Origin of the sequence: Leisingera sp. S132 (assembly GCF_025144465.1) — a bacterium.
GTDB lineage: Bacteria > Pseudomonadota > Alphaproteobacteria > Rhodobacterales > Rhodobacteraceae > Leisingera.
Genome location: NZ_CP083553.1, coordinates 2,769,029 through 2,792,641 on the forward strand (window position 1 = coordinate 2,769,029; position 23,613 = coordinate 2,792,641).

24 protein-coding genes, 1 tRNA gene and 1 pseudogene are annotated in these 23,613 nt (G+C 63.1%); 15 read left to right on the plus strand and 11 right to left on the minus strand.

Features of this window, described 5'->3' with window-relative positions; translation table 11 throughout:
* Window positions 1-61: 61 nt before the first annotated feature.
* The gene (locus K3725_RS13780) at window positions 62-517 is read left to right on the plus strand and encodes an Rrf2 family transcriptional regulator (RefSeq protein ID WP_260015883.1); all 456 of its coding nucleotides are present in this window, start codon (window positions 62-64) and stop codon (window positions 515-517) included.
* 41 nt (window positions 518-558) lie between these two features.
* On the opposite strand, the gene K3725_RS13785 is transcribed toward K3725_RS13780, so the two are convergent.
* The 3 genes and pseudogenes from K3725_RS13785 to K3725_RS13795 all read right to left on the minus strand — a co-directional run bounded on the left by K3725_RS13785 (window position 559) and on the right by K3725_RS13795 (window position 2,254).
* Entirely contained in the window at window positions 559-738 is a 180-nt protein-coding gene (locus tag K3725_RS13785; RefSeq protein ID WP_260015884.1) for a hypothetical protein, read from the minus strand.
* The gene (locus K3725_RS13790; protein WP_260015885.1) at window positions 725-1,048 is read right to left on the minus strand and encodes a c-type cytochrome; all 324 of its coding nucleotides are present in this window, start codon (window positions 1,046-1,048) and stop codon (window positions 725-727) included. The genes K3725_RS13785 and K3725_RS13790 overlap by 14 nt, the downstream gene beginning before the upstream one ends.
* A gap of 66 nt (window positions 1,049-1,114) precedes the next feature.
* Window positions 1,115-2,254: pseudogene (locus K3725_RS13795) on the minus strand (IS3 family transposase).
* Window positions 2,255-2,366: 112 nt separating this feature from the next.
* Between K3725_RS13795 and K3725_RS13800 the strand changes: the two are divergent.
* A complete protein-coding gene (locus K3725_RS13800) occupies window positions 2,367-2,693 on the plus strand; it encodes a hypothetical protein (protein ID WP_260015886.1) in 327 nt (108 codons plus the stop codon).
* On the opposite strand, the gene K3725_RS13805 is transcribed toward K3725_RS13800, so the two are convergent.
* Complete coding sequence (locus tag K3725_RS13805; protein WP_260015482.1) at window positions 2,624-3,556, minus strand: IS5 family transposase; 933 nt, start codon at window positions 3,554-3,556, stop codon at window positions 2,624-2,626. The two genes, K3725_RS13800 and K3725_RS13805, sit on opposite strands and share 70 nt — an antisense overlap.
* A 181-nt stretch (window positions 3,557-3,737) precedes the next feature.
* Window positions 3,738-3,827: transfer RNA gene (locus K3725_RS13810), tRNA-Ser, on the minus strand.
* Between the two features lie 252 nt (window positions 3,828-4,079).
* Here K3725_RS13810 and K3725_RS13815 point away from each other — a divergent pair.
* The 7 genes from K3725_RS13815 to K3725_RS13845 are packed head-to-tail and all read left to right on the plus strand — an operon-like array spanning window position 4,080 to window position 10,597.
* Window positions 4,080-5,003, plus strand: coding sequence for an SPOR domain-containing protein (locus K3725_RS13815; RefSeq protein ID WP_260015887.1), 924 nt, complete (start codon window positions 4,080-4,082; stop codon window positions 5,001-5,003).
* Window positions 4,987-6,201 (plus strand): D-alanyl-D-alanine carboxypeptidase family protein, encoded by a 1,215-nt coding sequence (locus K3725_RS13820; protein WP_260018614.1) that lies wholly within the window; start codon window positions 4,987-4,989, stop codon window positions 6,199-6,201. The genes K3725_RS13815 and K3725_RS13820 overlap by 17 nt, the downstream gene beginning before the upstream one ends.
* On the plus strand, window positions 6,198-6,857 hold the full coding sequence (tmk, locus tag K3725_RS13825) for a dTMP kinase (RefSeq protein WP_260015888.1): 660 nt from the start codon (window positions 6,198-6,200) through the stop codon (window positions 6,855-6,857). The genes K3725_RS13820 and tmk overlap by 4 nt, the downstream gene beginning before the upstream one ends.
* Window positions 6,854-7,972, plus strand: a complete 1,119-nt coding sequence (locus K3725_RS13830; protein ID WP_260015889.1) for a DNA polymerase III subunit delta' — start codon at window positions 6,854-6,856, stop codon at window positions 7,970-7,972. The genes tmk and K3725_RS13830 overlap by 4 nt, the downstream gene beginning before the upstream one ends.
* A gap of 35 nt (window positions 7,973-8,007) precedes the next feature.
* The gene (locus tag K3725_RS13835; protein ID WP_260015890.1) at window positions 8,008-8,817 is read left to right on the plus strand and encodes a TatD family hydrolase; all 810 of its coding nucleotides are present in this window, start codon (window positions 8,008-8,010) and stop codon (window positions 8,815-8,817) included.
* Window positions 8,817-9,614 carry an MBL fold metallo-hydrolase gene (locus tag K3725_RS13840; protein ID WP_260015891.1) on the plus strand — a complete coding sequence of 266 codons (798 nt, stop codon included), beginning with the start codon at window positions 8,817-8,819 and terminating at the stop codon, window positions 9,612-9,614. The genes K3725_RS13835 and K3725_RS13840 overlap by 1 nt, the downstream gene beginning before the upstream one ends.
* Before the next feature lie 50 nt (window positions 9,615-9,664).
* Complete coding sequence (locus K3725_RS13845; RefSeq protein WP_260015892.1) at window positions 9,665-10,597, plus strand: AEC family transporter; 933 nt, start codon at window positions 9,665-9,667, stop codon at window positions 10,595-10,597.
* A 113-nt stretch (window positions 10,598-10,710) separates the two neighbouring features.
* Here K3725_RS13845 and K3725_RS13850 read toward each other — a convergent pair whose 3' ends face one another.
* The 3 genes from K3725_RS13850 to K3725_RS13860 all read right to left on the minus strand — a co-directional run bounded on the left by K3725_RS13850 (window position 10,711) and on the right by K3725_RS13860 (window position 13,145).
* Complete coding sequence (locus tag K3725_RS13850) at window positions 10,711-11,445, minus strand: aspartate/glutamate racemase family protein (RefSeq protein WP_260015893.1); 735 nt, start codon at window positions 11,443-11,445, stop codon at window positions 10,711-10,713.
* A 9-nt stretch (window positions 11,446-11,454) separates the two neighbouring features.
* The gene (locus K3725_RS13855; RefSeq protein ID WP_065268704.1) at window positions 11,455-12,147 is read right to left on the minus strand and encodes a GntR family transcriptional regulator; all 693 of its coding nucleotides are present in this window, start codon (window positions 12,145-12,147) and stop codon (window positions 11,455-11,457) included.
* A gap of 95 nt (window positions 12,148-12,242) precedes the next feature.
* Entirely contained in the window at window positions 12,243-13,145 is a 903-nt protein-coding gene (locus K3725_RS13860) for a LysR family transcriptional regulator (RefSeq protein ID WP_260015894.1), read from the minus strand.
* A gap of 100 nt (window positions 13,146-13,245) precedes the next feature.
* On the opposite strand from K3725_RS13860, the gene K3725_RS13865 reads away from it, so the two are divergent.
* From K3725_RS13865 to K3725_RS13890, 6 genes are all read left to right on the plus strand, one after another.
* The gene (locus K3725_RS13865) at window positions 13,246-14,373 is read left to right on the plus strand and encodes an enolase C-terminal domain-like protein (RefSeq protein ID WP_260015895.1); all 1,128 of its coding nucleotides are present in this window, start codon (window positions 13,246-13,248) and stop codon (window positions 14,371-14,373) included.
* Window positions 14,370-15,623, plus strand: coding sequence for an FAD-binding oxidoreductase (locus K3725_RS13870; RefSeq protein ID WP_260015896.1), 1,254 nt, complete (start codon window positions 14,370-14,372; stop codon window positions 15,621-15,623). Before K3725_RS13865 ends, K3725_RS13870 begins: the two co-directional genes overlap by 4 nt.
* 49 nt (window positions 15,624-15,672) lie before the next feature.
* Window positions 15,673-16,647 (plus strand): TRAP transporter substrate-binding protein, encoded by a 975-nt coding sequence (locus K3725_RS13875; protein ID WP_260015897.1) that lies wholly within the window; start codon window positions 15,673-15,675, stop codon window positions 16,645-16,647.
* A gap of 73 nt (window positions 16,648-16,720) precedes the next feature.
* On the plus strand, window positions 16,721-17,254 hold the full coding sequence (locus K3725_RS13880; RefSeq protein WP_260015898.1) for a TRAP transporter small permease: 534 nt from the start codon (window positions 16,721-16,723) through the stop codon (window positions 17,252-17,254).
* A gap of 6 nt (window positions 17,255-17,260) precedes the next feature.
* Window positions 17,261-18,571 (plus strand): TRAP transporter large permease, encoded by a 1,311-nt coding sequence (locus K3725_RS13885; protein ID WP_260015899.1) that lies wholly within the window; start codon window positions 17,261-17,263, stop codon window positions 18,569-18,571.
* A gap of 4 nt (window positions 18,572-18,575) precedes the next feature.
* Window positions 18,576-19,514, plus strand: a complete 939-nt coding sequence (locus K3725_RS13890) for a hypothetical protein (protein ID WP_260015900.1) — start codon at window positions 18,576-18,578, stop codon at window positions 19,512-19,514.
* On the opposite strand, the gene K3725_RS13895 is transcribed toward K3725_RS13890, so the two are convergent.
* The 3 genes from K3725_RS13895 to K3725_RS13905 form a co-directional block, all read right to left on the minus strand.
* Window positions 19,498-20,400: a hypothetical protein gene (locus tag K3725_RS13895; RefSeq protein WP_260015901.1), complete on the minus strand. Its 903-nt coding sequence runs from the start codon at window positions 20,398-20,400 to the stop codon at window positions 19,498-19,500. The genes K3725_RS13890 and K3725_RS13895 overlap by 17 nt on opposite strands.
* A 73-nt stretch (window positions 20,401-20,473) precedes the next feature.
* The gene (locus tag K3725_RS13900) at window positions 20,474-21,847 is read right to left on the minus strand and encodes a hypothetical protein (RefSeq protein ID WP_260015902.1); all 1,374 of its coding nucleotides are present in this window, start codon (window positions 21,845-21,847) and stop codon (window positions 20,474-20,476) included.
* 119 nt (window positions 21,848-21,966) lie between these two features.
* Window positions 21,967-23,535: a class I SAM-dependent methyltransferase gene (locus tag K3725_RS13905; protein ID WP_260015903.1), complete on the minus strand. Its 1,569-nt coding sequence runs from the start codon at window positions 23,533-23,535 to the stop codon at window positions 21,967-21,969.
* Between the last annotated feature and the right edge of the window lie 78 nt (window positions 23,536-23,613).

Consider the following 23,613-nt stretch of genomic DNA (forward strand, 5'->3'; position numbering starts at 1 on the left):
CCCGGATACATGTCAACAAAATACGTCTTTTCAGTGCATATTATTTATGGGATGAACGCTTATGCAGATCACCAAGTTTTCCGATTACGCCCTGCGCATCCTGATCCACCTCGCCACCCACGAGGACGGGCTGATGACCACCCGCGAAATTGCCGGGATGCAGCAGCTGCCGTTCAACCACCTGGCCAAGATTTCCCAATGGCTGACCCACGAGGGCTATGTGGAATCGGTCCGCGGCCGCAACGGCGGCATGCGCCTGGCCAAGCGGCCCGAGGCAATCTCCATCGGCGCTCTGCTGCGCAAATCCGAACACGGCACACCGCTGGTGGAATGCATGAAAGAGGACGGCGGCTGCTGTGTGATGACGCCGGCCTGCGGGCTGCTGCCGATCCTGTCTGAGGCGCAGGAGGCCTTCTTTGCCGCGCTGGACAACCGCACCCTCAAGGACGTGCTGGAAGGAAACCGCGGCATGAAGAACCTGATCCGAAAGCTGGAGGCGGAGCAGGCCTTGAAATAGGCAGCGGCAGCCTGCAAGGCCGCTGCCGTTTTACCCCCTCTTCACTTGGCGGCACCAGACACCGTGCCCTCCAGCACCTGCCAGTTCCAGGCTTCAAACGCCACGGACAGGTGCCAGGCCTTGAACCCGGCGTAGCCTGCCAGCAGCGCCAGTATCAGCAGGTACATCATCCTGCGGAAACGCAGGTTCTCTTCCGGCCGTGTGTTCTCAGTCCCGTGCATCACTGCCATTCCACAACACATACAATGTCAGCATCCGGATTTGGGCATCGCTCAGCCGTCCCTGCCAGGCCGGCATGACGCCCATCCGGCCATAGTAGACACTGCGGTAAATGTCGTCCCGGCTGCCGCCATAAATCCACCGGCTGTCACCCAGGTCCGGCGCGCCGTTTTCGTAGCCGCCACGCCCGTCATCGCCGTGACAGGCAGCGCAGTTGTCCTCAAACACCGTCCTGCCCGCTTCGGCCAGCTCCGCGTTATGCGCCTGTCCTGACAGCGACAGCACAAATTCCACTGCCTGGCGTGCCCCCATCGGGTGGTCCGGTTTAATTGTTAGTGCATCGTGGGTCTGGAGCTCACCCCATTTTTGGCCCGGGCTTCATGCGACCTTTCGGGTTTCGTTCAGTTGGGCCGCACATTCGCTCGGCGTCAAGTTCCCCGGCGAGGAATGCGGCCTGGCTTCATTGTAATCGGCTCTCCATTCGCTGATCCGCTTTCGGGCGTCGTCCATCGACAGGAACCATGAGGCGTTCAAGCATTCCTGTCTAAGGCGGCTGTTGAACGCTTCGATGTATGCGTTATCTTTCGGTTTTCCGGGCCTCGAGAAGTCCAACTCGACCTTGTTCAGGTAGGCCCGCTGGTCAAGTAACCGGCCGGCGAACTCAGGCCCCTTGTCGGCTCGAATGCTTCGTGGCTTGCCTCGGATCCGGGCTAACCGATCCAATTCATCACTGACCTGGCAGGCTCGGAAGTTTGTCCTCGCAGCAGTCGCGAGAGCCTCTCTCGTAAAGCAGTCGGCAATGGTCGCAATACGAAACGGTTTTTCGTCGAACGGCCGGTCCGACATGAAGTCCCCTCCCGGCGATGCACGGCATCGCCTGCCGGGCAGGGATTGCCCAGATCTCATTCATGCCGTCAGCCTCGGATCGGCCGGATCGATACCGGCAGGCCCGGCGCCGCTTCGGGCTGCGGGTCCGGATCGACAGGCCCTCTTCGCAGTACAGGCGGTACAGGCGCTTGTGGTTCACATGCCACCCCTCCCTTTGCAGCAGTATGTGCAGGCGACGATATCCATACCGCACACGGCTTTCGGCCAACTCCTTCAGGCGCATCCGCAATTCAACCGCCGGATCGCGCCTGGATTGATATCTGCGGGAAGCCCGTCCGAAGCCCATGGCATTACAAGCACGGCGCTCCGACACCTCAAACACACCCTGATAGTGCCGGACGACCTCGCGGCGGCGGACAGGCTTCACCACTTTTTTCTCAGCGCGTCCTGCAACATCGTTTTGTCCAGCGTCAGATCAGCGACCAGGCGCTTCAGCTTGCTGTTCTCGTCTTCGAGCTGTTTCAGCCGCCGGATCTCCGACACACCCATCCCCGCATAGACCTTCTTACCGCGATAGAACGTCGCTTCCGCGACCCCCATCTTGCGGCAAATCTCTCCAACCGCCGTCCCGGCTTCCGCTTGCCTCAAAGCAAAGGCAATCTGTTCGTCGCTCAATCGTTTCTTCGGCATCGGTACACTCCCTCTCTTGCCAGAAATGTTCCCAAAAATTCGCATTCACTCCGGACCAGTCTCAGGGGGCAGGACCACACCATCTGAGGGTATGTTTGCAGTGGTCACAAAGATGTTCAAGGATGCTTGGGGGCAACGTGTGGGGCAAATGGAGGCTGACAAGCGTTTGATCCTCACAGAGCGCAACCAACTGGCAAAGAAAATCGAAGGCCTGTTGGACCGTATTGTAGACGCCGACAACCCAACCCTGATCAAAGCCTACGAGAAGCGGATCGAAAAGATGGAGCGTGAGAAGCTGATCTTAGACGAAAAAGTGACTCTGTTGCGCAAATCGGTTGAGGGCCAAGGTTCCCCTTTCCCCAGACGGACTTATCCCACTGCCTCTGTGACGGGTATGCCAAGCGCGGTGAATCCGTTCATGACCGCAACACGGAGCTGAAGCTCGGCAACCTGACGTCCAGGATCCCGTGCCATCAGTCTTTGTCCCAGCAGTTTCATGCAGTGCATCTTGGTTTCGGCACGACTTCGGCGGTGGTATCCACTCCATTTCCGCCAAAGCGCTCGGCCAAGGTATTTCGACGCCCGCAGCGCTTCGTTGCGCGCAATCGCGCCTGCGGTGTCGGGTTTCCAGGGCTTGGCGTTCTTGCGGGGCGGGACGACGGCATTGGCACCTCGGTTGGCGATGGCATCGTGGCACTTGCGCGTATCGTAGGCGCCATCTGCCGTGACACTGCCGATCTCCTGCTCGGGCGGGATCTGATTAAGCAGTTCCGGCAGCATGGGCGCATCACCAATGTTGCTACTGGTGAACTCGACTGCCCGGATTTCCAGTGTCTTTTCGTCGATACCGAGGTGAACCTTGCGCCACACGCGGCGTTTCGAGCCACCGTGCTTGCGCGCATTCCACTCGCCTTCGCCCTCTACCTTTATCCCAGTGCTGTCGATCAGCAGGTGTAGCGGCCCCTCAGAACCACGATACGGGATGTTCACGGCGAGAGACTTCTGGCGGCGTGAAAGCGTGCTAAAATCCGGTACCGACCAGTCCAATCCACTCAATCGCAGGAGACTTTCCACGAAGCCGGTCGTCTGCCTGAGCGCCATACGGAACAGCACCTTCATCGTCAGGCAGGTCTTGATCGCGGCGTCGCTATAGATGGGCTGTCGGCCTCTCTTGCCGGTCGGCCGGGCCTCCCACGTCATCTCGGGATCGAACCAGATCGTCAGAGAGCCACGACGCTTCAGCGCTTCGTTATAGGCCCGCCAGTTCTTGATCTTGTAGGTCGGGGGTGTTGGTCTGCTCATGCCCTCCAGCTATCACGCTGGATTCATGAGATGAATCCCTCACCCGATTTGCGCAACAGAGCCGTCCTGAGGCCGACCTTTGCAGAGCAAATTACATATGCGCGAAATGAAGGGCTTCGAACACCAAAAACAACCTTGCCATTCAAGCTGTTAGAGGGGATTTCTTGCCAAAATAAGATAATGGCGGGGAGACAGGGATTCGAACCCTGGGAACGCTCTCACGTTCAACGGTTTTCAAGACCGCCGCATTCGACCACTCTGCCACCTCCCCGGTCCGTCAGCGGTTTAGGATGCCACGCCGGGCGAGGCAAGCGGAAATCCTTGGCCGGCGGAATGTGCGCAAGAGAAATTTTGCGGGGGCCGCCCGGCACGCGGAAACCTGCCGCCGGCGCGGCTTTCCCTTGCATCGTTCTCCGGCAGGGTTTTCATGACCGGAAGCGCAGGCTATCATGCCGCAAATCAAGAAGACCGGGCATTCCGGCAGGGGCGCAAAAGCGCCGCGGGCACAGGCAAGGATGAAAGCATGTCAAACACGGTGTCGAAAGCAAGAAGGGCCCCGCGGGCGGCCGCAGCGGCCTTGGGCCTGCTGGTCCTGGCAGCTTGCGAGGACGGGCCGAAACTGGGCTTCCTGGAACCGAAACCCAAGGCCGAAGGCGAGGTCCGCGCCTCCAGCAGCACCAAACTGGTCGAACGCGACGTGGAAGCGCCCGACGTGTTCCAGGTGACCGAGGCCGGCCTGTGGGACGGGCGCCCGTCGATCGGCGGCGTCTGGGTGGCGCACCCGGACACCAAGGACCCGGAACGGGTGATCATCCGCAACAATGCCAACGGCCAGTTCGTGATCGGCGCCCTCTTCCGCCGCGAGCGCGACATTCCGGGACCGCGGCTGCAGGTGTCCTCGGATGCGGCAGCTGCCTTGGGAATGCTCGCCGGCGCTCCGGTCGAAGTGAACGTCACCGCCCTGCGCCGCGAGGAAGTCGCCCCGGAACCGCAGCCGGAAGAGGCTGCTGCCGGAGAGGACACCCTGCCGGAAGGCACAGAAGCAGCCGAAGCCGCGCTGGCCGGCAGCGAGATTTCCGAGACGCCGCTGGATCCGATTGCCGGTGCCGCCGCCGCGATTGAGGCCTCCGCGCCCACCGCTCCGGACGCAGCCGCTGCGCCGGCCACGGCCGAAGCGGCCGCAGCGCCTGCCCCAAAACAGCAGAAGACCTCGCTGAGAAAACCCTACATCCAGATCGGCATCTTCAGCGTTGAAGCCAACGCCAAACATGCCGCCAACGCTATGCGCAGCTCAGGCATGGTGCCGGAAGTGCGCCAGCAATCCACCAGCGGCAAGACCTTCTGGCGGGTGCTGGTCGGCCCGGCGCAAACCAAGGCGGAGCGCAGCCAGCTTCTGAAAAGCGTAAAGGACACCGGATTCGCTGATGCCTATGCTGTCACGAACTGACACCCCCGGCGCGCATCTGGCGCGTCTCCTGAAGTCTTCGCTGCGCACGGGTCTTGCTGCTGGTCTTGCCGTCAGCCTGTCAGCGCTGTCAGCGGCCGCTTTTGATACCAAGGCACGTGCCGCCTATGTGCTGGATTCGGGGACCGACACCGTTCTGCTGTCGAAAAACGCCGATGTGCCGCTGCCGCCAGCCTCGATGTCCAAGCTGATGACCCTCTATGTGGCCTTTGAGGCGCTGCGCGACGGCCGGCTGACCCTGAACGAAACCCTGCCCGTCAGCGAACACGCGATGAGCTACAAGGGCTCCACCATGTTCCTGGACACGCTGGACCGGGTCCGGGTCGAGGATCTGCTGCGCGGCATCATCGTGCTGTCCGGCAACGACGCCTGCGTGGTGATTGCCGAGGCGCTAAGCCCGGATGGAACCGAGGCGGGCTTTGCCCGCTACATGACCAAACGCGGCCAGGAACTGGGCATGACTGCCTCGACCTTTGCCAACTCGAACGGCTGGCCCGCCGCCGGGCACCGGATGTCGGTGCACGATCTGGCAGTTCTGGCCGAGCGGCTGATCGAGGATTTTCCGGAATACTACCCGCTGTTTGCCGAAACCAAGTTCGAGTTTGACGGCCGTGCGCCCTCCAATGTCCGTAACCGCAACCCGCTGCTGAAACTGGGCATTGGTGCGGACGGGCTCAAGACCGGCCACACAGAGGAAGCGGGTTATGGTCTGGTCGGCTCCGCCAAGCAGGGCGACCGGCGGGTGATCTTTGTGGTCTCCGGCCTCGACAGCGAGCGCGGACGCGCAGAGGAGGCAGAAGCCCTCGTTAACTGGTCGTTTCGCCAATTTACCAAAAAAACCGTTGCCAAGGAGGGCATCCCCATCGCCGAAGCCGAGATTTGGCGGGGGGCCGAGCGATCGGTAGGGCTGGTGCCCGCAAAGGACCTGGAAATCCTGCTGCCCTCTCTGGCAAGCGGCACCATCGAGGGCGAAGTGGTCTACAGCGGCCCGATTGAGGCGCCGGTGGCCAAGGGCCAGCGCCTGGCAGAGCTGGTGCTGCAGCCGGAAGACCTGCCCGAGGTGCGGCTGCCGCTGGTCGCTGAAACCGATGTGCCTGCGGGCGGCTTTGTGGTGCGGGTGAAAACCGCAGCCCAGGTGCTGATCAAGCAATTTCTGACCGGTCCCGAGGGGGCACTGTGACAGCTGGCACGCAATCTGGCTCAGGGCGCGGCCTGTTCATCACCTTTGAAGGCATCGACGGGTCCGGCAAGTCCACCCAATGCCGCCTGCTGGGTGAGGCGCTGCAGGCAGAGGGCCGCGATGTGGTGCTGACACGCGAACCCGGCGGCTCTCCTGGCGCCGAGGAAATCCGCCGCCTGGTGCTGGAGGGGGACCCCGACCGCTGGTCGGCAGAAACAGAGCTGCTCTTGTTCATGGCGGCGCGCCGCGATCATCTGGAGCGCACCATCGAGCCCGCCCTGGCGGCTGGCAAGGTGGTGATCTGCGACCGGTTTGCCGACAGCACCCGGATGTACCAGGGCCTGTCCCGCGGCGATCTGCGCGCCGCGGTGGACCAGATGCACAAGCTGATGATCGGCCGCGAGCCGGATCTGACGCTGCTCATTGACATGGACCCGGCAGAAGGCCTGGCCCGCGCCAAGGGGCGTCAGGGCAAGGAAGAGCGGTTCGAGGATTTCGGCGTCGGGCTGCAGGAAAAGATGCGCGCAGGCTTCCTGGCGCTGGCGCAGGAGTTTGCCGACCGCTTCCGCGTGGTCGACGGCGGCCGCCCGGTGGAGGAGGTCGCCGCAGACGTCCGCGAACTGGCGGATGAAGCGCTGGAAAGGCCTGCCGCATGAGCGCTGACGAAGACCTACCCCGCGCCGACCAGGCCGAGGGTGCGCCGCATCCGCGCGAAACCCTGCGGCTGATCGGGCAGGAGGCGGCGGAACAGGATTTCCTGACCGCCTACACGTCCGACCGTCTGCACCACGGCTGGCTGCTGACCGGCCCGCAGGGCGTCGGCAAGGCAACGCTGGCCTGGCGCATTGCCCGTTTCCTGCTGGCAACGCCGCCGGCCGAGGACGGCCTGTTCGGCGCCCCGCCGCCGCCGCAGACGCTGGACATTGACCCGGAGCACCCGCTCTCCCACCGCATCCAGGCGCTGGCCGAACCCGGTCTGGCGCCGATCACCCGCTCTTATGACGACAAGGGCAAGCTGCGCAGCCAGATCGTGGTCGACGACATCCGCAAGCTGAACCGCTTCTTTGGCCTGTCTGCCACCGACGGCGGGCGGCGGGTGGTGATCGTGGACGCCGCCGACGACATGAACGTGAGCGCCGCCAATGCGCTTCTGAAGATGCTGGAGGAGCCGCCGGCGCGCACCACGATCCTGTTGATCTCGCACCAGCCATCGCGCCTCTTGCCCACCATCCGCTCGCGCTGCCGCACGCTGCGGCTGGGGCCGTTGTCGGCACCGGACATGGAAGCCGCGCTGGCGCAGTCGGGGGTCGAGCTGCCCCAGAACATGGATAATCTCGCGGCCCTCGCGGGCGGCTCCGTCGGCGCTGCCTTGCGGCTGATCAATCTGGGCGGGCTCAAGATCTATGCCGAACTGGTGCAGATCCTCGACTCGATGCCCCGGCTGGACCGGCAGCGGGCAATGGCCCTGGCCGAGGCCGCCGCCCAGCGCGGCGCAGCGGAGCGTTTTGAGCTGCTGCTGTCGCTGACCGAGATGGCGCTGGCGCGGCTGGCGCGCACCGGCGCCACCGGCGCTCCGCCAGCGCCCGAAGCGGCACCGCAAGAGGCCGCGATGCTGAGCCGACTGTCGCCAGACTCGCGCAAGGCGCGCGCCTGGGCCGACCTTGCCGCAGAAGTGACAGCACGCGCCCGCCACGGGCAGGCGGTGAACCTTGACCCCGCGGCGCTTGTCCTAGATACGGTTTTCAAGATGCAGGAAACCGCGTCGCGCTAGGGTTTTGGCGCGGCGCAAGCGGCACCAGAGGACAAATGACCGAGACGCCCCCCCAGATTACGGACAGCCACTGCCACCTGGACTTTCCGGACTTTGAAGGCCGCCTGGATGAAGTGATCGCCAGCGCGGCGGAGGCCGGCGTGACCCGGATGGTGACGATCTGCACCAAGATGAAGAACGAGCCGTCCGTGCGCGCCATTGCCGAGGCCCACGCGCCGGTGTTTTACGCCGCTGGCACCCACCCGATGAGCGTTGCAGACGAGCCGCTGGTCACTGTCGACGAACTGGTGGCACTGGCCAAACACCCGAAGTTTGTCGGCATCGGCGAGACGGGCCTCGACTACCACTACACCGCCGACAGCGCCGCGGTGCAGCAGCAGAGCTTGCGCATTCACATTGCCGCCGCCCGCGAGACCGGCCTGCCGCTGATCATCCACGCCCGCGCTGCCGACGATGACATGGCGCGCATCCTGGGTGAGGAGATGAAGAACGGCGCCTACTCCTGCGTGATGCACTGCTTCTCGTCTTCCGCAGAGCTGGCAAGGGCGGCCCTTGATCTGGGGTTCTACCTGTCGATGTCCGGCATTGCCGCGTTCCCCAAGAGCCAGGAGCTGCGCGACATCTTCGCCGCCGCCCCGGTGGAGCGCATCCTGCTGGAAACCGACGCGCCCTATCTGGCGCCGCCGCCTTACCGCGGCAAGCGCAACGAGCCCGCTTACACTGCCTTTACCGGCAAGGTGGGGGCAGACGTGTTCGGCATGGACTACGCCGCCTTTGCCGCCCAGACACAGGCGAATTTCGACCGCCTGTTCTGGAAAGCCGCAGCTTATGAGGCCGCCGCCTGATGGCTGAGTTGCGTTTCACCATCCTTGGCTCGGGTTCCTCCGGCGGCGTTCCGCGGATCGGCGGCCATTGGGGCGATTGCGACCCGGGGAACCCCAGGAACCGCCGCGGCCGCTGTTCGATGCTGGTGGAGCGCGACGGACCGGATGGAACAACCTCTGTGCTGATCGACACCCCGCCGGACATGCGCAACCAATTGCTGGATGCCGAAGTTGGCCGGCTGGATGCAGTGGTTTACACCCATTCCCACGCCGATCATCTGCACGGTGTCGACGATCTGCGCATGGTCTATTTCAACATGCGCCAGCGCATCCCGGTCTATGCGGACGGGCCAACCCAGAACGACCTGCTGAACCGCTTTGGATATGCCTTTGCGCAGCCCGACGGCTCCCCCTACCCGCCCATTCTGGACCTGAAGAGCATCAGCGGACCATTCGCCATTGACGGCCCTGGCGGCGAAATCCCGTTCCGCCCGTTTGAGGTGAGCCACGGCTCCATCGACGCGCTGGGGTTCCGCATCGGCGGACTGGCGTATCTGCCGGATGTGAAGGAAATCCCGGAGGCCGCCCTGCCGGAACTGGAGGGGCTGGACGTCTGGATCCTGGACGGGCTAAGGCGGACGCCGCATCCGACGCATTTCAGCTATCAGGACGCGCTGGAGTGGTTCGAAAAGATGGCGCCCAAACGCGGCATCATCACCAACATGCACATCGACATGGACTACGCGACCATCGACGCCGAAACACCAGAGCACATCACGCCCGCCTATGACGGCATGGTGATCCGGATGGAGATCTGAAGGGGCGCATAACAGCGCCCTTTTTCATTTGCGCAATTTGAGGCCGTACAGTGTTCCAAAGCCTGATTGACGTCATCCTGCCGGTGTTTCTGGTTGTCGGCGCAGGCTATGCCGCGACCGCGCGGGGCGCGCTGAGCCAGGACCACATCGAAGGCGTGATGAAGTTTGCGCAGGGCTTTGCGATCCCCTGCCTGCTGTTCAAGGCAATGGCGGAACTGGACTTGTCGGCCAGCTTTGACCCGCGGCTGCTGGGGAGCTTCTATACCGGGGCCTTTACCTGCTTCCTGATCGGGGTGTTCGGCGCCCGTATCCTGTTCAAGCGGGACTGGGAGGACTGCATTGCCATCGGCTTCTGCTGCCTGTTCTCCAACTCGGTTCTGCTGGGACTGCCGATAACCGAGCGCGCGTTCGGGCCGGAGAACCTGACCGGAAACTATGCGATCATCGCCTTTCACTCGCCGTTCTGCTACGGCGTGGGCATCACCGCGATGGAGTTCGTGCGCAACCGCGGCGCGGGCGGGGTCAAAACCGCGGTGTCCGTTCTGAACGCGATGTTCCGCAATGTGCTGATCCTGGGGATCGCGCTGGGGTTTGCGGTGAACCTGTCCGGCTTTGCCATTCCGCTGGTGGTGGATGAGGCGCTGTCGCTGATTATCCGCGCCGCCCTGCCCTGCGCGCTGTTTGCGCTTGGCGGCGTGCTGGTGAAATACCGCCCCGAAGGCGACATGCGGGCGATCCTGTTTGTCTGCCTCACCTCGCTGATGATCCACCCGGCAATTGTCTGGACGCTAGGCACGGCGCTGGCTCTGCCGCAGGACCTGTTCCGCTCCGGCGTGCTGAATGCAGCGATGGCGACCGGGTTCAACGGTTACATCTTCGCCAATATGTACGGGCGGGCCAAACGGGTGGCGGCGTCCTCGGTGCTGATCGCCACTGGGGCCAGCATTCTGACCGTGTGGTTCTGGCTGCTGGTTTTGAGCTGAAAAGAAAGGTCAGCACTTCTGTCCAAATGTTTCGCGCGCGAAACATTCGGACAACAAGGCTGACCTTATCCTTCAGATTTCATTAGCAATTTTCCACCAAATGGTTACCGCCCTCAAAACCGGGGATCATCCAGTTCCAGCGGAAATCCCTTGGGCAGCAGACCGGCCTGAAACCAGTTGATGAAGGAATGGATCGAGAACACCGGCAGGCCGGTGGTCTTCCTCACGTCGCGGGCGTAGGGCACCATATTTGTGCATTCCAGCACGATGGCGCCCAGATCCGGTATGTCTGCCACCATCGCGCGGGCCGCGTCTATCATGTCCAGACGGCAGGCCTCGAAGTCAATCGAAGGCGCGTCGCCCAGGATGTCGCGGGTGAAGGCGCGGAGGCCGTCGGTGCCGGCAATCGGCGTATCCGGCGCAACACCTGCGGCAACAAGGTGGGCGGGCGTCAGCGTCGCCTTGGAGATGGTCAGGATGCCGCAACGCTTGCCCGCGGGCAGCAGGTTCTGCACCATCGGCACCTGCATCAGCGAGGACGTTGCCACCGGCACGCCCAGCGCCTGCTTCACCTCATCCTGGATCAGCGCCAGGAAACCGCAGTTGGTGGTGATGCCATCCGCTCCCATGGCGACCAGGTCACGGCCAGCCTCGACAAACAGGTCCACCAGCTCCTTGGGGTTACCGCGCACGACGTTCTCAGGATTGGCCCCGCGCACCACCTTGTAGTGGACGGGGAAGTCCCAGGTCATCGCGTTGCCCATGTCGCCATGGATGCGGGGAAAGCGGGTTTCCAGCATCAGGATGCCAACCGCCGCGCCAAAGACCGTCTTGCCGCCGTGTTCCATGAGGCTCCCCTATTCGTCCGGAACGTAAAGCTGGGAGAAGGCGATGCGGACCGCTTCCGTCGCCTCCTCCCGGCGTTTCTCGATATGGCTGCGCATGGCCGTTACCGCCGCATCGGTGTTGCGGGCTGCAATGCCCTCGACGATCTGGCGGTGGGCCGAGATGTCGCCTGGTGCCTTGCCCCCGGCCCGGTCGCGCATCCGTTTGAGGTCAATCAGCCGGATGTAACGGATCCGGCCGTTGAGGTTGTTCAGGATGCGCTGCAATTCGCTGTTACCCGACAGCTGCGCCAGCCGGGCGTGGAAGCTTTCATCCATCGCCAGCAGCTCTTCCGGGTCGGTGGCACTTTCGTATTCCGGTTCCATCCGGTTGAGGTAATCCGCCAGCGCCGCGATATCCTCATCCGCGGCGCGGGTACAGGCCAGCCGCGCGGCTTCGCATTCCACCGCCACCCGGGCCTCATAGAGATCCATGATATAGCTGGGGGTCAGCGGCCGGCAGAAGAAGCCGCGGTTGTTCTGGAAGGTCAAAAACCCCTCCGCAACCAGCCGGTTCAGCGCCTCGCGCAGCGGTGTGCGGCTGGCGCCCAGCACCTCTGACAGAGCGCTTTCATTGATCCGCTGGTCGGGCTTGAAGGCAAAATCCGCCGCCATCCGGCGCAGCGCCTCATAGACCCTGTCCACATTGCTTTCGCGTTTGGCCATCATTCCCGCCGTGTGTTTAATCCGCCCTGCAGACTAGGCGGCACGTCCGGCCCGCGCAAGATTGAATTCGGAATTGAATACAATTTACGAGCCAGTCACTCCTGGGGCGTGGTGTAGGGCGCAAGCTCCTGCTTCAAAAGCGCCAGGAACTCCTGCCCGACCGCCGAAAGGGGGCGCGATTTGGAAGTGATCACCGCCATTTCCATCATGATGCGGGGCCGGAACGGGCGGGAGATGAAGCCGCCGCCAGTCTCATAGTCCAGCACAAAGGGATCCAGGATCGAGACCCCCATCCCCTCCTGCACGAAACTCAGGAGGTTCTTGAACAGATGCGAATGCACCCGGGTCCTGAGCGGTATGCCTGCCTGCTGAAACACCTCCCGGGTGCGGCGGTGGGTCATATGCTCAGGCCCCATGACGATAAAGGGCACATCTTCCAGCAGCTCGGGCGTCAGCACCTCATAATCCGCCAGCGGGCTGCCCGCCGGGATTGCCAGACGGGTTTCGACGCTGACCGGGTGCACCTCCAGCCCGTCGTGGATCAGCGGCATTTCGCAGACGCCGATCTCAAACAGGCCTGCAGTGACCCATTCCTGGATCTTGAGCGAATACTGCGCCTGAAAGGAGATCGACAGATCGGGGCGCGTACGGGCAAAGCGGGCGATCAGCGCGGGCATGAAGCCGAAGGACATGGAGTGCTGCGAGGCGACCTGAAGCTGACCCGCCTGCTTGTTCTGCAGGTCCGTGACCGCCTGCGCCACGTGGTCCAGACCGCGCACCACCGTGTCGACCTCCTGAAACAGCACGCCTGCCTCTGGCGTCGGGATCAGGCGGCCCTTGCTGCGTTCAAACAGCTTGAGCCGTGTCTGGCGCTCCAGCTGGTAGAGCAGATTGGAGATGCCGGGCTGGGAAATGCCCAGCTGCTCCGCCGCACCGGTGACGGTGCCGGTCTCGACAATGGCGTGAAAGGCCTGCAGCTGGCGGAAGCGGAGGGACATGTCCGATCATCACTTTTCATGATACCTTGTCCACTTCTTTGTATTGGTAATGATGATCCAGTCAAGGCACGCTTTCCCGGCACCTGGGAGGAAGAACAAAGTGCTGGAACAGAAGATTGCCGGGATGGATCTGTGGCATCTCGCGCTGCCCGTGATGTCGCGCCGCGACCATGGGATCGGGTCTGTTGAGGGCTCCTGTGAAGTTGTGATTGTCCGGCTGCGCAGCGAGGGCGGCGCCGAAGGATACGGCGAGGCCTCGACCTGGTCGGTGTTCACCGGCACGCCCGAGGCCAGCCTTGCGGCGCTCGACCGCTACATCCGGCCGCTGGTGGAGGGCCGCCGGGTGGCGGACAGGGCGGCGATCATGGAGGATGCGGCCAAGGCGGTAGCCCATTGCACAGAGGCCAAGGCGGCGCTGGAAACCGCCCTGCTGGATCTGACCGGGCAGATCACCGGCACACCTGTCTGGGCGCTGATCGGCGGCAAGTGCCGCGATACCATCCCGCTCAGCTGTTCGATTGCCGATCCGGATTTTGAGAAGGACGTGGAGCTGCTGCACCGGCTGCGGGCGGACAAGGTCGGGCTGATCAAGCTGAAGACCGGGTTCAAGGACCATGCCTTTGACATCATGCGGCTGGAGCGGATTGCCAGGGACTTCCCCGATTTCCGGGTGCGGGTGGACTATAACCAGGGCCTCAGCATCGAGGACGCGCCTGCGAAAATCCGCGATGTGGCCGGGTTCAAGCCGGATTTCATCGAGCAGCCGGTACGGTTCCATCACTTCGGCATGATGGCCAAGCTGCGCCAGATGATTGACGTGCCGCTGCTGGCGGACGAAAGCGTCTTTGGCCCCGAGGACATGGTGCGCGCGGCGCGCGAGGGCATCTGCGACGGTGTTTCGGTCAAGATCATGAAATCCGGCGGCCTCAGCCGCAGCCAGACAGTGGCGCGGATTGCGGCCGCGAACGGGCTGTCGGCCTATGGCGGCGACATGTTCGAGGCCGGGGTGGCGCATCTGGCGGGCACGCACATGATTGCCGCGACGCCCGAGATCCGGCTGGGCTGCGAATTTTACCAGGCGAGCTATTTCCTGAAGGAGGACATTCTGGAAACCCCCTTTCAGATCAGGGACGGCCAGGTGGTAGTGCCGGACGGGCCGGGGCTGGGTATCAAGCCGGATGTTGAGAAGCTGGATCGTTTCGCGGTGTTCAAGAAGGTTGCGGCATGAGCGAGGCCAGGAAAACCGTTGCCATTATTGGCGCCGGGATTGTCGGCGTTTCCGCCGCGGTTGAGCTGCAGCGCAACGGCCATCAGGTGATCCTGATTGACGGCAAGGGACCGGGTGAAGGCACCAGCCATGGCAATGGCGGCATTCTGGCCTCCTGCTCCATCGTGCCGGTGACAGGCCCGGGGCTGTGGAAGAAGGCGCCAAAGATGCTGCTGGACCCGGACCAGCCGCTGTTCATGCGCTGGGGGTACCTTCCGAAACTGGCGCCCTGGCTGATGAAATACATGGGCCATGCCAATGCCGGCGACACCACCCGCATTGCCGCCGCGCTGGCGCCCATTGTGGGGGACTCGCTGGCCGATCATCAGGCGCTGGCGGCGGGCACCGGGGCGGAGCGGCATCTGAAGCCCTCGGACTACCTGTTCCTCTACAATGACCGCGCGCATTTCGGCGAGGACGCCTTTGGCTGGGGCCTGCGCAAGAAACATGGTTTCAAATGGGATGAGCTGGAGGGCGCGGAGTTCCGCGCCTATGATGGCATCTATTCCCAAGACATTACCTTTGCCGCCCGGCTGAAGGACCACGGTATCATCACCGACCCTGGCCAGTATGTGAAGGATCTGGCAGCCCATGTGACTGCCAATGGCGGCCGGCTGATCCAGGCCTTTGTGACCGATGTGGCGCGCGAAAACGGCAAGGTGACCGGCGTCAGGGCCGGCGGCGAGACCATCGCTTGTGATGCGGTCGTGGTGGCCACGGGCGTCTGGTCCAGGCCGCTGGCAGAGAAACTGGGAATTTCCGTACCACTGGAAGCAGAACGCGGCTATCATCTTGAATTATGGGAGCCTTCGGCGATGCCCAAGGCACCTGTGATGGTGGCAGCGGCCAAATGCGTGGTGACCCCGATGGAGGGACGGATCCGGATTGCAGGCATTGTGGAATTCGGCGGGCTGGAGGCCGGGCCGTCGAAAGGCCCGCTGGAGCTTTTGCACCGGAACACGCGCCGCATCCTGCCGGGTGTCACCTGGAAACACGAAGAAGAATGGCAAGGCGCCCGCCCGGCACCGGCGGACTCGATCCCGGTGATCGGCGAAGTGCCCGGCCTGTCCGGCGCCTGGGTCGGTTTTGGCCACCACCATATAGGCCTGACAGGCGGGCCAAAGACCGGGCGCCTGCTGGCGCAGATGATTTCGGGCCACACCCCGAACATGGACATGAGCGCCTACGACCCGGCGCGATACGCGATCTGATACCAACCAGTGCCCCATAAGGGGCCGCAACCACAACAGGGAGTAAATGATGAAGAAACTGACCCAACTGCTGGCCGCCACTGCACTGACTGCCACCGCCGCCCTGCCCGCCGCGGCAGAAACCTGGGACATGCCGATGGCCTATTCGGCCTCCAACTTCCACTCTGCCACCGGCGCGGAGTTTGCAGACTGTGTGACCACCGGCACCGGCGGCGAGATCGAAGTCAAGACGCATCCGTCGGGCTCGCTGTTCAAGGGCGCCGACATCAAGCGCGCGGTGCAGACCGGCCAGGCGCCGATCGGCGAGCGCCTGCTGTCCGGCCACCAGAACGAAAACGCGCTCTTCGGCTTTGACTCGATCCCGTTCCTGGCGACCTCGTTCGATGACAGTGACAAGCTGTGGAAGGCGGCCAAGCCCTCCATCGAAAAGCTGCTGGCAGAGCAGAACCTGACGCTGCTTTATGCCGTGCCGTGGCCGCCGCAGGGTCTTTATTTCAAGAACGAGGTGAATTCGGTTGCCGAGATGAAGGGGATCAAGTTCCGCTCCTACAACAACGCCACATCGCGCTTGGCAGAGCTGACCGGCATGCTGCCGGTGACCATCGAGGCGGCTGAAATCAGTCAGGCCTTTGCCACCGGAGTGGCAGATTCGATGGTGTCCTCCGGCTCCACCGGGTACGATCGCAAGGTCTGGGAAAGCCTGAACTATTTCTACGAAGTGGATGCCTGGCTGCCGCGCAACTATGTGTTCGTGAACTCCGATGTCTGGAACGGCACCTCCGAGGCGAACCAGAACGTGATCAAGGGCTGTGCCAAGCTGGCCGAATACGCGGGCAACTGGCGCGCCAAGGAATACACCGGCTTTACCCTGCAGGGCCTGCGCGATGGCGGCATGACCGTTGGCCCAGCGTCCGACCAGATGGTGGGTGAGCTGAAGGAAATCGGCGTCACCATGACCAATGAATGGCTGGAAGCGGCCGGGGACGAAGGCAAGGCCATCGTCGACGCCTTCCGCGCCGAGTAATCAGACAAGGTGATGCGGGCGGCGCGGCTGGTGCCGCCCGTATTCTCATAAGAATAATGCCGATGGGGATGCCATGACTGTGCTCAGGGGGCTGCGCTCCGGACTGGATTTTCTATACCTTGCGGCGGGGGTGCTGGCCGCCCTCTGCCTGATTGCCATTCTGGGGCTGATCGTGGTCCAGATGCTGGCCCGCTGGACCGGAGAGGTCTTCCCCGGAGCGCCGGATTACGCAGGTTATGCGATGGCCGCTGCGTCGTTCCTGGCCTTTGCCAATGCCCTGAACCGCGGCAGCCATATCCGGGTGTCGATCCTGCTGAATGCAGTTCCGCAAGGCTTCCGCCGGGTGCTGGAGATCTGGTGCTTTGGCATCGGCACCGCGGTGATGTGGTACTTCTGCTTTTACGCTTACCGTTTTGTCTACTGGAGCTGGAAGTTCAACGACGTGAGCCAGGGTCAGGACCGCACGCCGCTTTGGATGCCGCAAAGCGCCATGCTGATCGGTGCCGTCATCCTGGCCATCGCCCTCACCGACCATCTGATCCACGTGATTTTCCGCGGCGATCACCGCATCACCCGGGATCTCGACGATCAGAGCCACGCGGAGTAAGGGCACATGGAAAACATCTCAGTCATCATTCTGTTTCTTTTCGTGCTGTTCACCCTTCTGGGCACCGGCGTCTGGGTCGGCCTGGCGCTGATGGGCGTGGCCTGGGTCGGCATGGAGCTGTTCACCACCAGGCCAGTGGGCGACGTGATGCTGACCACGGTCTGGTCGGCCTCCTCCAGCTGGACCCTGACAGCGCTGCCGATGTTCATCTGGATGGGGGAAATCCTCTACCGGACGCGATTATCGGAGGACATGTTCAAGGGCCTCTCCCCCTGGATGGCGCCGCTTCCCGGCGGGCTGGTGCACACCAATATCGTCGGCTGCACGGTGTTTGCCGCGGTCTCCGGCTCCTCCGCCGCGACGCTGACGACGGTGGGCAAGATGTCGATCCCGGAACTGCGCAAGCGCAACTACCCGGAGCGCATGGTGATCGGCACCCTCACAGGCGCGGCCACGCTGGGCCTGATGATCCCGCCGTCGCTGACGCTGATCGTCTACGGCGTCACCATCAATGAATCCATCACCAAGCTGTTCTTTGCAGGCATCCTGCCTGGCCTGGTGCTGGCGGCGATGTTCATGGGCTACGTGGCGATCTATTCCAAGGTGGGCAAGGACTGGAACCCGGCACAGGAAGACAAGCTGACCTTCGCGCAAAAGGTGAAGAACTCCCGCTTCCTGGCGCCGGTGATTGCCCTGATCATCGTGGTGATCGGGTCGATGTATCTGGGCTTTGCCACCGCAACCGAGGCAGCGGCCTTCGGTGTTATCGGCTCGCTGCTGCTGGCGCTGGGTCAGGGTTCGCTCAGCTGGAAAACCTTCTCTGAGAGCCTGATGGGCGCCACCCGCACCAGTGCGATGATTGCCCTGATCCTGGCGGGTGCAGCCTTCCTGTCGCTGTCGATGGGATTCACTGGCCTGCCACGGGGCCTCGCCGACCTGATTGCCGGCTGGGAGCTGAGCCGCCTGGAGCTGCTGATGGTCCTGCTGGTCTTCTACATCATCCTGGGCTGTTTCCTCGATGGGATCTCCTCGGTGGTGCTGACCATGGCGGTGGTGGAGCCGATGATCCGCCAGGCAGGCATTGACCTCATCTGGTTCGGCATCTTCATTGTGGTGGTGGTCGAGATGGCGCAGATCACCCCGCCGATCGGCTTCAACCTGTTTGTGATGCAGGGCATGACCAACCACGAGATGAGCTATATCGCCCGCGCCGCGATCCCGATGTTCCTGATCATGGTGCTGATGGTCTTTGTGCTGATCGCCTTCCCGGAGCTGGCGACCTATCTGCCCAACAACCTCAGGCCGGGGCCGGTCTGACTTCATGCTCAGCGCGCTCGCCTTTGCCGCCCGGCGCGGGCGGGCCGGTTTGGTCCTGGGGCTCTTGGCCGGGCTGCTTCTGCCCGGCCTCGCCGCCGCGCTTCAGCCCTGGCTGCCGCAGATGGTGGCCGGGCTTTTGTTTCTGAACGCCTACCGGATCGGCCTGCGCAAGGCCGCGGGCGGGCTGGCAGATGGCATCGGCACGCTGAAGGCCGTCGCCCTGCTGCAAGTCGCCCTGCCGCTGCTGGCCCTGGGGCTTGCCGCGCTCATTGGGGTTGCGCAAACCCCTGCCGCTGTAGCGCTGATCCTGATGCTGAGCGCGCCATCCGTGACCGGCAGCCCCAATATCACCGCGCTGATGGGGCACGCGCCGGAACCGGCCTTCCGCCTGCTGATCACCGGCACTGCGCTGATGCCGCTGACAGTGCTTCCGGTGTTCCTGCTGGCGCCCAGCCTTGGCGATCTGGGCGAGGTGCTGCGCGCCGCCGGGCGGCTGATAGGCGCGATTGGCCTGACCGTGGCGGCCGCCTTTTTGCTGCGCCGCCTGACCCTGCCGCAAATGCATGAGGACCAGGCCAAAGCCATCGACGGGCTGACCGTGATTGCGCTGGCAGTGATTGTGGTCGGGCTGATGGCCGCGCTGGGGCCTGCGCTGCGCATGGACCCGCTGCTGGTCCTGCAGTGGCTGGGATTTGCTTTGGCGGCCAACCTGGGCCTGCAGGTACTGGTGTTTGCAGTATTGCGCCGCCGCGCGGGCAGTGGCGCGGTGCCCGTTTCCGTTGTCGCCGGTAACCGGAACTTCGCCCTCTTCCTGATCGCCCTGCCCGCAGCCACGACCGATCCCCTGCTGATCTTCCTCGGCTGCTACCAGATCCCGATGTATCTGACCGCAATTCTGATGAAACCGCTCTACAACCGGGCGGCCCTCAGGACAGGAAGGTAACGCCCGGCATCCGGCGGATCAGTTCGGCATCGGCCTGATAGGACTCGCTCATGTCGTCCACCAGCGCCTGCGACCAGCCGGGGAGATCTATTTCCTCCTCGATCTCCGCCTCGTCATGATAATAGCTCAGGAACAGGGCGCGGACCCGCTCCCGCTGGTCTTCGGACAGCCCGGGGCGGCCTGCCAGATAGGCCTCCAGCCGCTCATAACCTGCCTCTGAAATGATGCCGCGGGTGATGTCCAGCTCGCCGCTGAAGCGGAAGCTGTCCCCCAGGCCGGATACGTGACCCAGGATGCTGGGCCAGATCACCGGCGTTTCCTCGTTGCACCAGACCGTGATGCGGCACTCTGGATTGCGCTCCTGAATGTCCTCGACCACTTCCGACCAGTGCAGGTTCAAAAAATCGGTATCCCCCGCAAACTCGCGCCAGGTTCTGCCGGACTGCGACTTGAACACCGGACCGATCAGGGTGGCCGGGTTGCGCAGGCCAAGGAAGAACTCGCAAGGATTGCCGGGAAACAGACCGCGCAGGGCCGCTGTGTTGCTTCCCGCGTTACGGTACAGCCGCCCGCCCTGCAGCATCCAGCCCGGCATCCCCAGAAAGCCGGAGTTTGTCAGGATGATCCGCGAGACCGCCTGGTCCTTGACCAGCCCCGCCAGCAGCGCCTCCCGCTCCTCATCGGTCACAAATTCCTTGTTCTGTTTGCGGATCAGCTGGTTCAGCGCCGTCATATAAGTGCCGGGCCGGCGGATCATGACACCGCGGTCCAGCAGCGGCTGCGCATCCTTGCGCAGCGACCAGATCAGCTGGCCGTTGTCGGTATTGGGCGCCCCTATGTGGAAGGCCAGGGAAACATCCCGTATGTCCGTGTTCGACTGGCTCATTATCCTTTCCGGCCTCTGCCCGGGTTTTGCTCAGCGGCGCTGTTGCAGCCAGCCGTATGGGCTTCTGCGCATCTCATAGCCGTTCCTTCATCCGGCGGAAAAACCGGTCGTCCCTCTGCCGCAAGATATAGGCGCAAACCTGTTTCGCAAGACCCGGATGGCCGCGGTCCAGTGCCAGATTGGCAAGCTCGCGCTGAAACCTGGGAAAGCCGTGCCGCTTGCGCAGCAAACGGTGGAAGCGGTGCGGCGTCAGGTCCCCGGCGATGGCGCCGCGGGCGACCTCCTGCAGCACGCCCATCTGCTGCAGCGAGGACCCCAGCCGGTGCCCCAGCAGCGGGCACCGCCAGAATGTCACATTGCCCCCTGTAAACCGGGCCGCATGGGCCGCATCCGGCGCCACGTAAGGATCGAACATGATATGCACGTCCCCTGCCCCGTGGCTGGCCTGCGCCGCGTCGCCGAAGGGGCCGGAGAAATCCCGGCCCCAAACCTTCTTGTAGCGCATCTCCCAGGGCACGAGGGACTTGTCGAGGGTGGACTGCGGGCTGATCGCAAACACGGTGGAGCCCGGCGCAGCCGCGGCAAAGGCTGCTGCCGCATAGCCGCCCATCGAGGCGCCATAGAACACAACACGGGAAAACTGCTGGAAGAATCCGCTGTCGCGCAGCTCCTCGAACTTGCGGGTGACTTCCTGATGGCGGAACCAGGTCCAGCCATTGGCCATTACCCCGAGCATCGACCAGCCCTGTGCCTCGATGAAGCTGAAGCCCCAGGGCCGCCGGTCCTCCCGCTTGGTCATCGCGATATCGAGATTGTCGAAGGTGACAACCAGCGTCTCCCCGCGCGGCATGAACAGAAAGGAATGCTCCTCCAGCTCGTCAAAGAACCCTTCTTTGCCGGCCAGCGCGCGGGCCACCTTGGACCATTCACCGGAGGGGGGGAGCACCTCCTGAGGTTCGGCAGACAGGATCGCCAGCCCGTTGCCGTCCGACCCGGGCGCCAGCAGCGTATTGCAGCCGCCATAGGACTTGAGAAACGGGTAACTGCCCGACCCCTTGCGGATTTCGATCACGACCCGGCTCAACGGGTGCAGCGCGCTGTCCAGCAACGGTCTGATGTTCTGGATCTTGTGGCGCACGCCAAAGCTGTTCAGCGCAAGGATCACGTCGTACTGGCGGGCTTCATCTCCGCCCTCGGTAATTTCGATGGCCTCCCTGTCCACCCCGCCCTGTTCGAGCCGGGAAAGCCAGGTTTGCAGCTCCGATGCTTCGGGTGTTCTGGGCCTGCCCTTGTGGTCGAGGCAGACCAGATCAATGCGGCAGCCGAACCTGTGATGCAGCAGGATGCACAGTTCCGGCGCCTGCCCGTTGACATCTGCAACACTGCCGACGTCGTCGGCATCCAGCTCCGGCAGCACCGTCCTGAAGTCGAATTCACTGGTCAGCATGTGTCTTCATCCGCCTTCCTGTGCCCTCCAGATGCCCGTTCGCCCCTGCCTGCTGCCCGCCGCAAAACAATGCACCGCTGCCGTCTCATAACAGCAATTGGTTAACGCTCCCGTACCTTTCACACGGCCTGCCCGGCACGGGTCAGGACCGTGGAGTATTTGCCATGTTTTGCAAGCACTTCGACCGCACCGTAGGTTTTCATCGCGCCAATGCCGCCGGATCCCTTGCGGATATCCAGAATAATGCCGCCGCCGTCATTGATCTGGCTGCGGAACAGGCTGTCATAGGTGCCAACCGGATAGTGGAACCCGCAGGAGGCAAGGCTGATCACCAGGTCGAAACCGCCCAGCGCCGCCGTATCTTGCGACTTGGGGTTGATGCAAGTGATCTGCTCCGCCGGCACGCCGTTTCCTTCCAGGAAAGCCCGCGCAGTTTCCAGGCTTGTGTAACCCGCGCCTTCCCCCTCAAATCCGAAATGGCGGCTGTTCCCTTCCTCGATGTCGATCAGGACAACGTCGCAGCCGTAACGGCGGTGCAGCACCAGGCTGGCAAAGGCATACCCGCAGCCGATATCGGCCGAGCGTTTCGGCGCTATCGCGTCTGCCGGTTTCACAAAGAACTGGCACTCCCGTTCCGCGATGCGGATCGACTCGTGCAGGATATGCTCCCGCTGGGCTCTGGCTTCTTCCAGCAGCAGCTGTTCATCGCCCGCCAGCCAGTCCCGGATGGTCTGCCCCGAGCTGGCAAGCTCGCTTCGCTGCAACAGGATGTTGGCCACATCCTGGGCGCTGAACATGGAAAAATCCAGCGTCGCGGGATCGATTTCATGTGTCATGGATACCTCTTGTTCCGGTGCGGGCTGCAGCAGATGGCGGGTTTCTTCTGCATTGATCCCGTGTTTCGCCAGCAGCTCATGCACATAGCAGCCCTCCGGCGGCACGCCGCCGTATTTGGCGGCAATGTTGCGGAACCGCCGCCCCCAGAAATGGATCGACAGGGTGTCGCTGCGGATATGCTTGGCAGCCTGGTTGCGGCGGTTCGGGTTCAGCACCACCCCAGCCTGCTTGAATGGCACCGGATAGATCACATGGCCGGGCTTCGCGTTTGAGATCTCACCGGTTTCCTGCAGGAACCAGGTCAGCGCATCCGGCCCCCAAACGCCCCAGGGCAGCAGCGACACATGCACCCCCTGCCCGGCTTCCTTCAGGGCCTGCAGCTCTGCCTGCTTCTCAGCGCTGTACCAGGGCGGGATGGGGTATTCGTCACTGGTGAATTTCAGCATCGCCTGCAGTGTCTTGGAGGTTTTCGGCAACCGCAGCACGCCATTGTTGACCATCGGCTTCTTGTCCGAGATCCAGCCGTGGAAGTGCTTGCCCTTGATTTCCCAGGGCTGGCAGCAATAGGCATCCGTGTCGGCCCAGACATAATCCGTCTGGCGCAGCATGTGCAGGCGGAAGACATCCGCATGGTAGGCCGGGCTGCCGGTCTTGGCATGACGGATGATGCGGTCTGCAGGCAGGATATCATTGGCATCCGCAACCCGCACACCTTCCGGCACGCCCTTGACCTCATCATAGGTGAACAGAACCACCTCGTGGCCGTTGTCGGCAAAGGACTTCAGGCAAAGCTGTTCCAGCCAGCTGAGCTCAGCGCCCACCCAAAGTGATGCGATGACCGGAAGTGCCATGATACCTGCCCTTTGTTATCCTCGTTACGTCTACCGCCTGAATGCGTTATTTTGTTGGCGCAAATTAGCCTTCGACTC

What these genes read in the sequence shown, in the direction of transcription:
- K3725_RS13780 (WP_260015883.1), top strand. Translation starts at nt 62, where the DNA reads ATGCAGATCACCAAGTTTTCCGATTACGCCCTGCGCATCCTGATCCAC.
- K3725_RS13785 (WP_260015884.1), bottom strand. Translation starts at nt 738, where the DNA reads ATGCACGGGACTGAGAACACACGGCCGGAAGAGAACCTGCGTTTCCGC.
- K3725_RS13790 (WP_260015885.1), bottom strand. Translation starts at nt 1,048, where the DNA reads ATGGGGGCACGCCAGGCAGTGGAATTTGTGCTGTCGCTGTCAGGACAG.
- K3725_RS13800 (WP_260015886.1), top strand. Translation starts at nt 2,367, where the DNA reads ATGTTCAAGGATGCTTGGGGGCAACGTGTGGGGCAAATGGAGGCTGAC.
- K3725_RS13805 (WP_260015482.1), bottom strand. Translation starts at nt 3,556, where the DNA reads ATGAGCAGACCAACACCCCCGACCTACAAGATCAAGAACTGGCGGGCC.
- K3725_RS13815 (WP_260015887.1), top strand. Translation starts at nt 4,080, where the DNA reads ATGTCAAACACGGTGTCGAAAGCAAGAAGGGCCCCGCGGGCGGCCGCA.
- K3725_RS13820 (WP_260018614.1), top strand. Translation starts at nt 4,987, where the DNA reads ATGCTGTCACGAACTGACACCCCCGGCGCGCATCTGGCGCGTCTCCTG.
- K3725_RS13830 (WP_260015889.1), top strand. Translation starts at nt 6,854, where the DNA reads ATGAGCGCTGACGAAGACCTACCCCGCGCCGACCAGGCCGAGGGTGCG.
- K3725_RS13835 (WP_260015890.1), top strand. Translation starts at nt 8,008, where the DNA reads ATGACCGAGACGCCCCCCCAGATTACGGACAGCCACTGCCACCTGGAC.
- K3725_RS13840 (WP_260015891.1), top strand. Translation starts at nt 8,817, where the DNA reads ATGGCTGAGTTGCGTTTCACCATCCTTGGCTCGGGTTCCTCCGGCGGC.
- K3725_RS13850 (WP_260015893.1), bottom strand. Translation starts at nt 11,445, where the DNA reads ATGGAACACGGCGGCAAGACGGTCTTTGGCGCGGCGGTTGGCATCCTG.
- K3725_RS13855 (WP_065268704.1), bottom strand. Translation starts at nt 12,147, where the DNA reads ATGGCCAAACGCGAAAGCAATGTGGACAGGGTCTATGAGGCGCTGCGC.
- K3725_RS13860 (WP_260015894.1), bottom strand. Translation starts at nt 13,145, where the DNA reads ATGTCCCTCCGCTTCCGCCAGCTGCAGGCCTTTCACGCCATTGTCGAG.
- K3725_RS13870 (WP_260015896.1), top strand. Translation starts at nt 14,370, where the DNA reads ATGAGCGAGGCCAGGAAAACCGTTGCCATTATTGGCGCCGGGATTGTC.
- K3725_RS13875 (WP_260015897.1), top strand. Translation starts at nt 15,673, where the DNA reads ATGAAGAAACTGACCCAACTGCTGGCCGCCACTGCACTGACTGCCACC.
- K3725_RS13880 (WP_260015898.1), top strand. Translation starts at nt 16,721, where the DNA reads ATGACTGTGCTCAGGGGGCTGCGCTCCGGACTGGATTTTCTATACCTT.
- K3725_RS13885 (WP_260015899.1), top strand. Translation starts at nt 17,261, where the DNA reads ATGGAAAACATCTCAGTCATCATTCTGTTTCTTTTCGTGCTGTTCACC.
- K3725_RS13890 (WP_260015900.1), top strand. Translation starts at nt 18,576, where the DNA reads ATGCTCAGCGCGCTCGCCTTTGCCGCCCGGCGCGGGCGGGCCGGTTTG.
- K3725_RS13895 (WP_260015901.1), bottom strand. Translation starts at nt 20,400, where the DNA reads ATGAGCCAGTCGAACACGGACATACGGGATGTTTCCCTGGCCTTCCAC.
- K3725_RS13900 (WP_260015902.1), bottom strand. Translation starts at nt 21,847, where the DNA reads ATGCTGACCAGTGAATTCGACTTCAGGACGGTGCTGCCGGAGCTGGAT.
- K3725_RS13905 (WP_260015903.1), bottom strand. Translation starts at nt 23,535, where the DNA reads ATGGCACTTCCGGTCATCGCATCACTTTGGGTGGGCGCTGAGCTCAGC.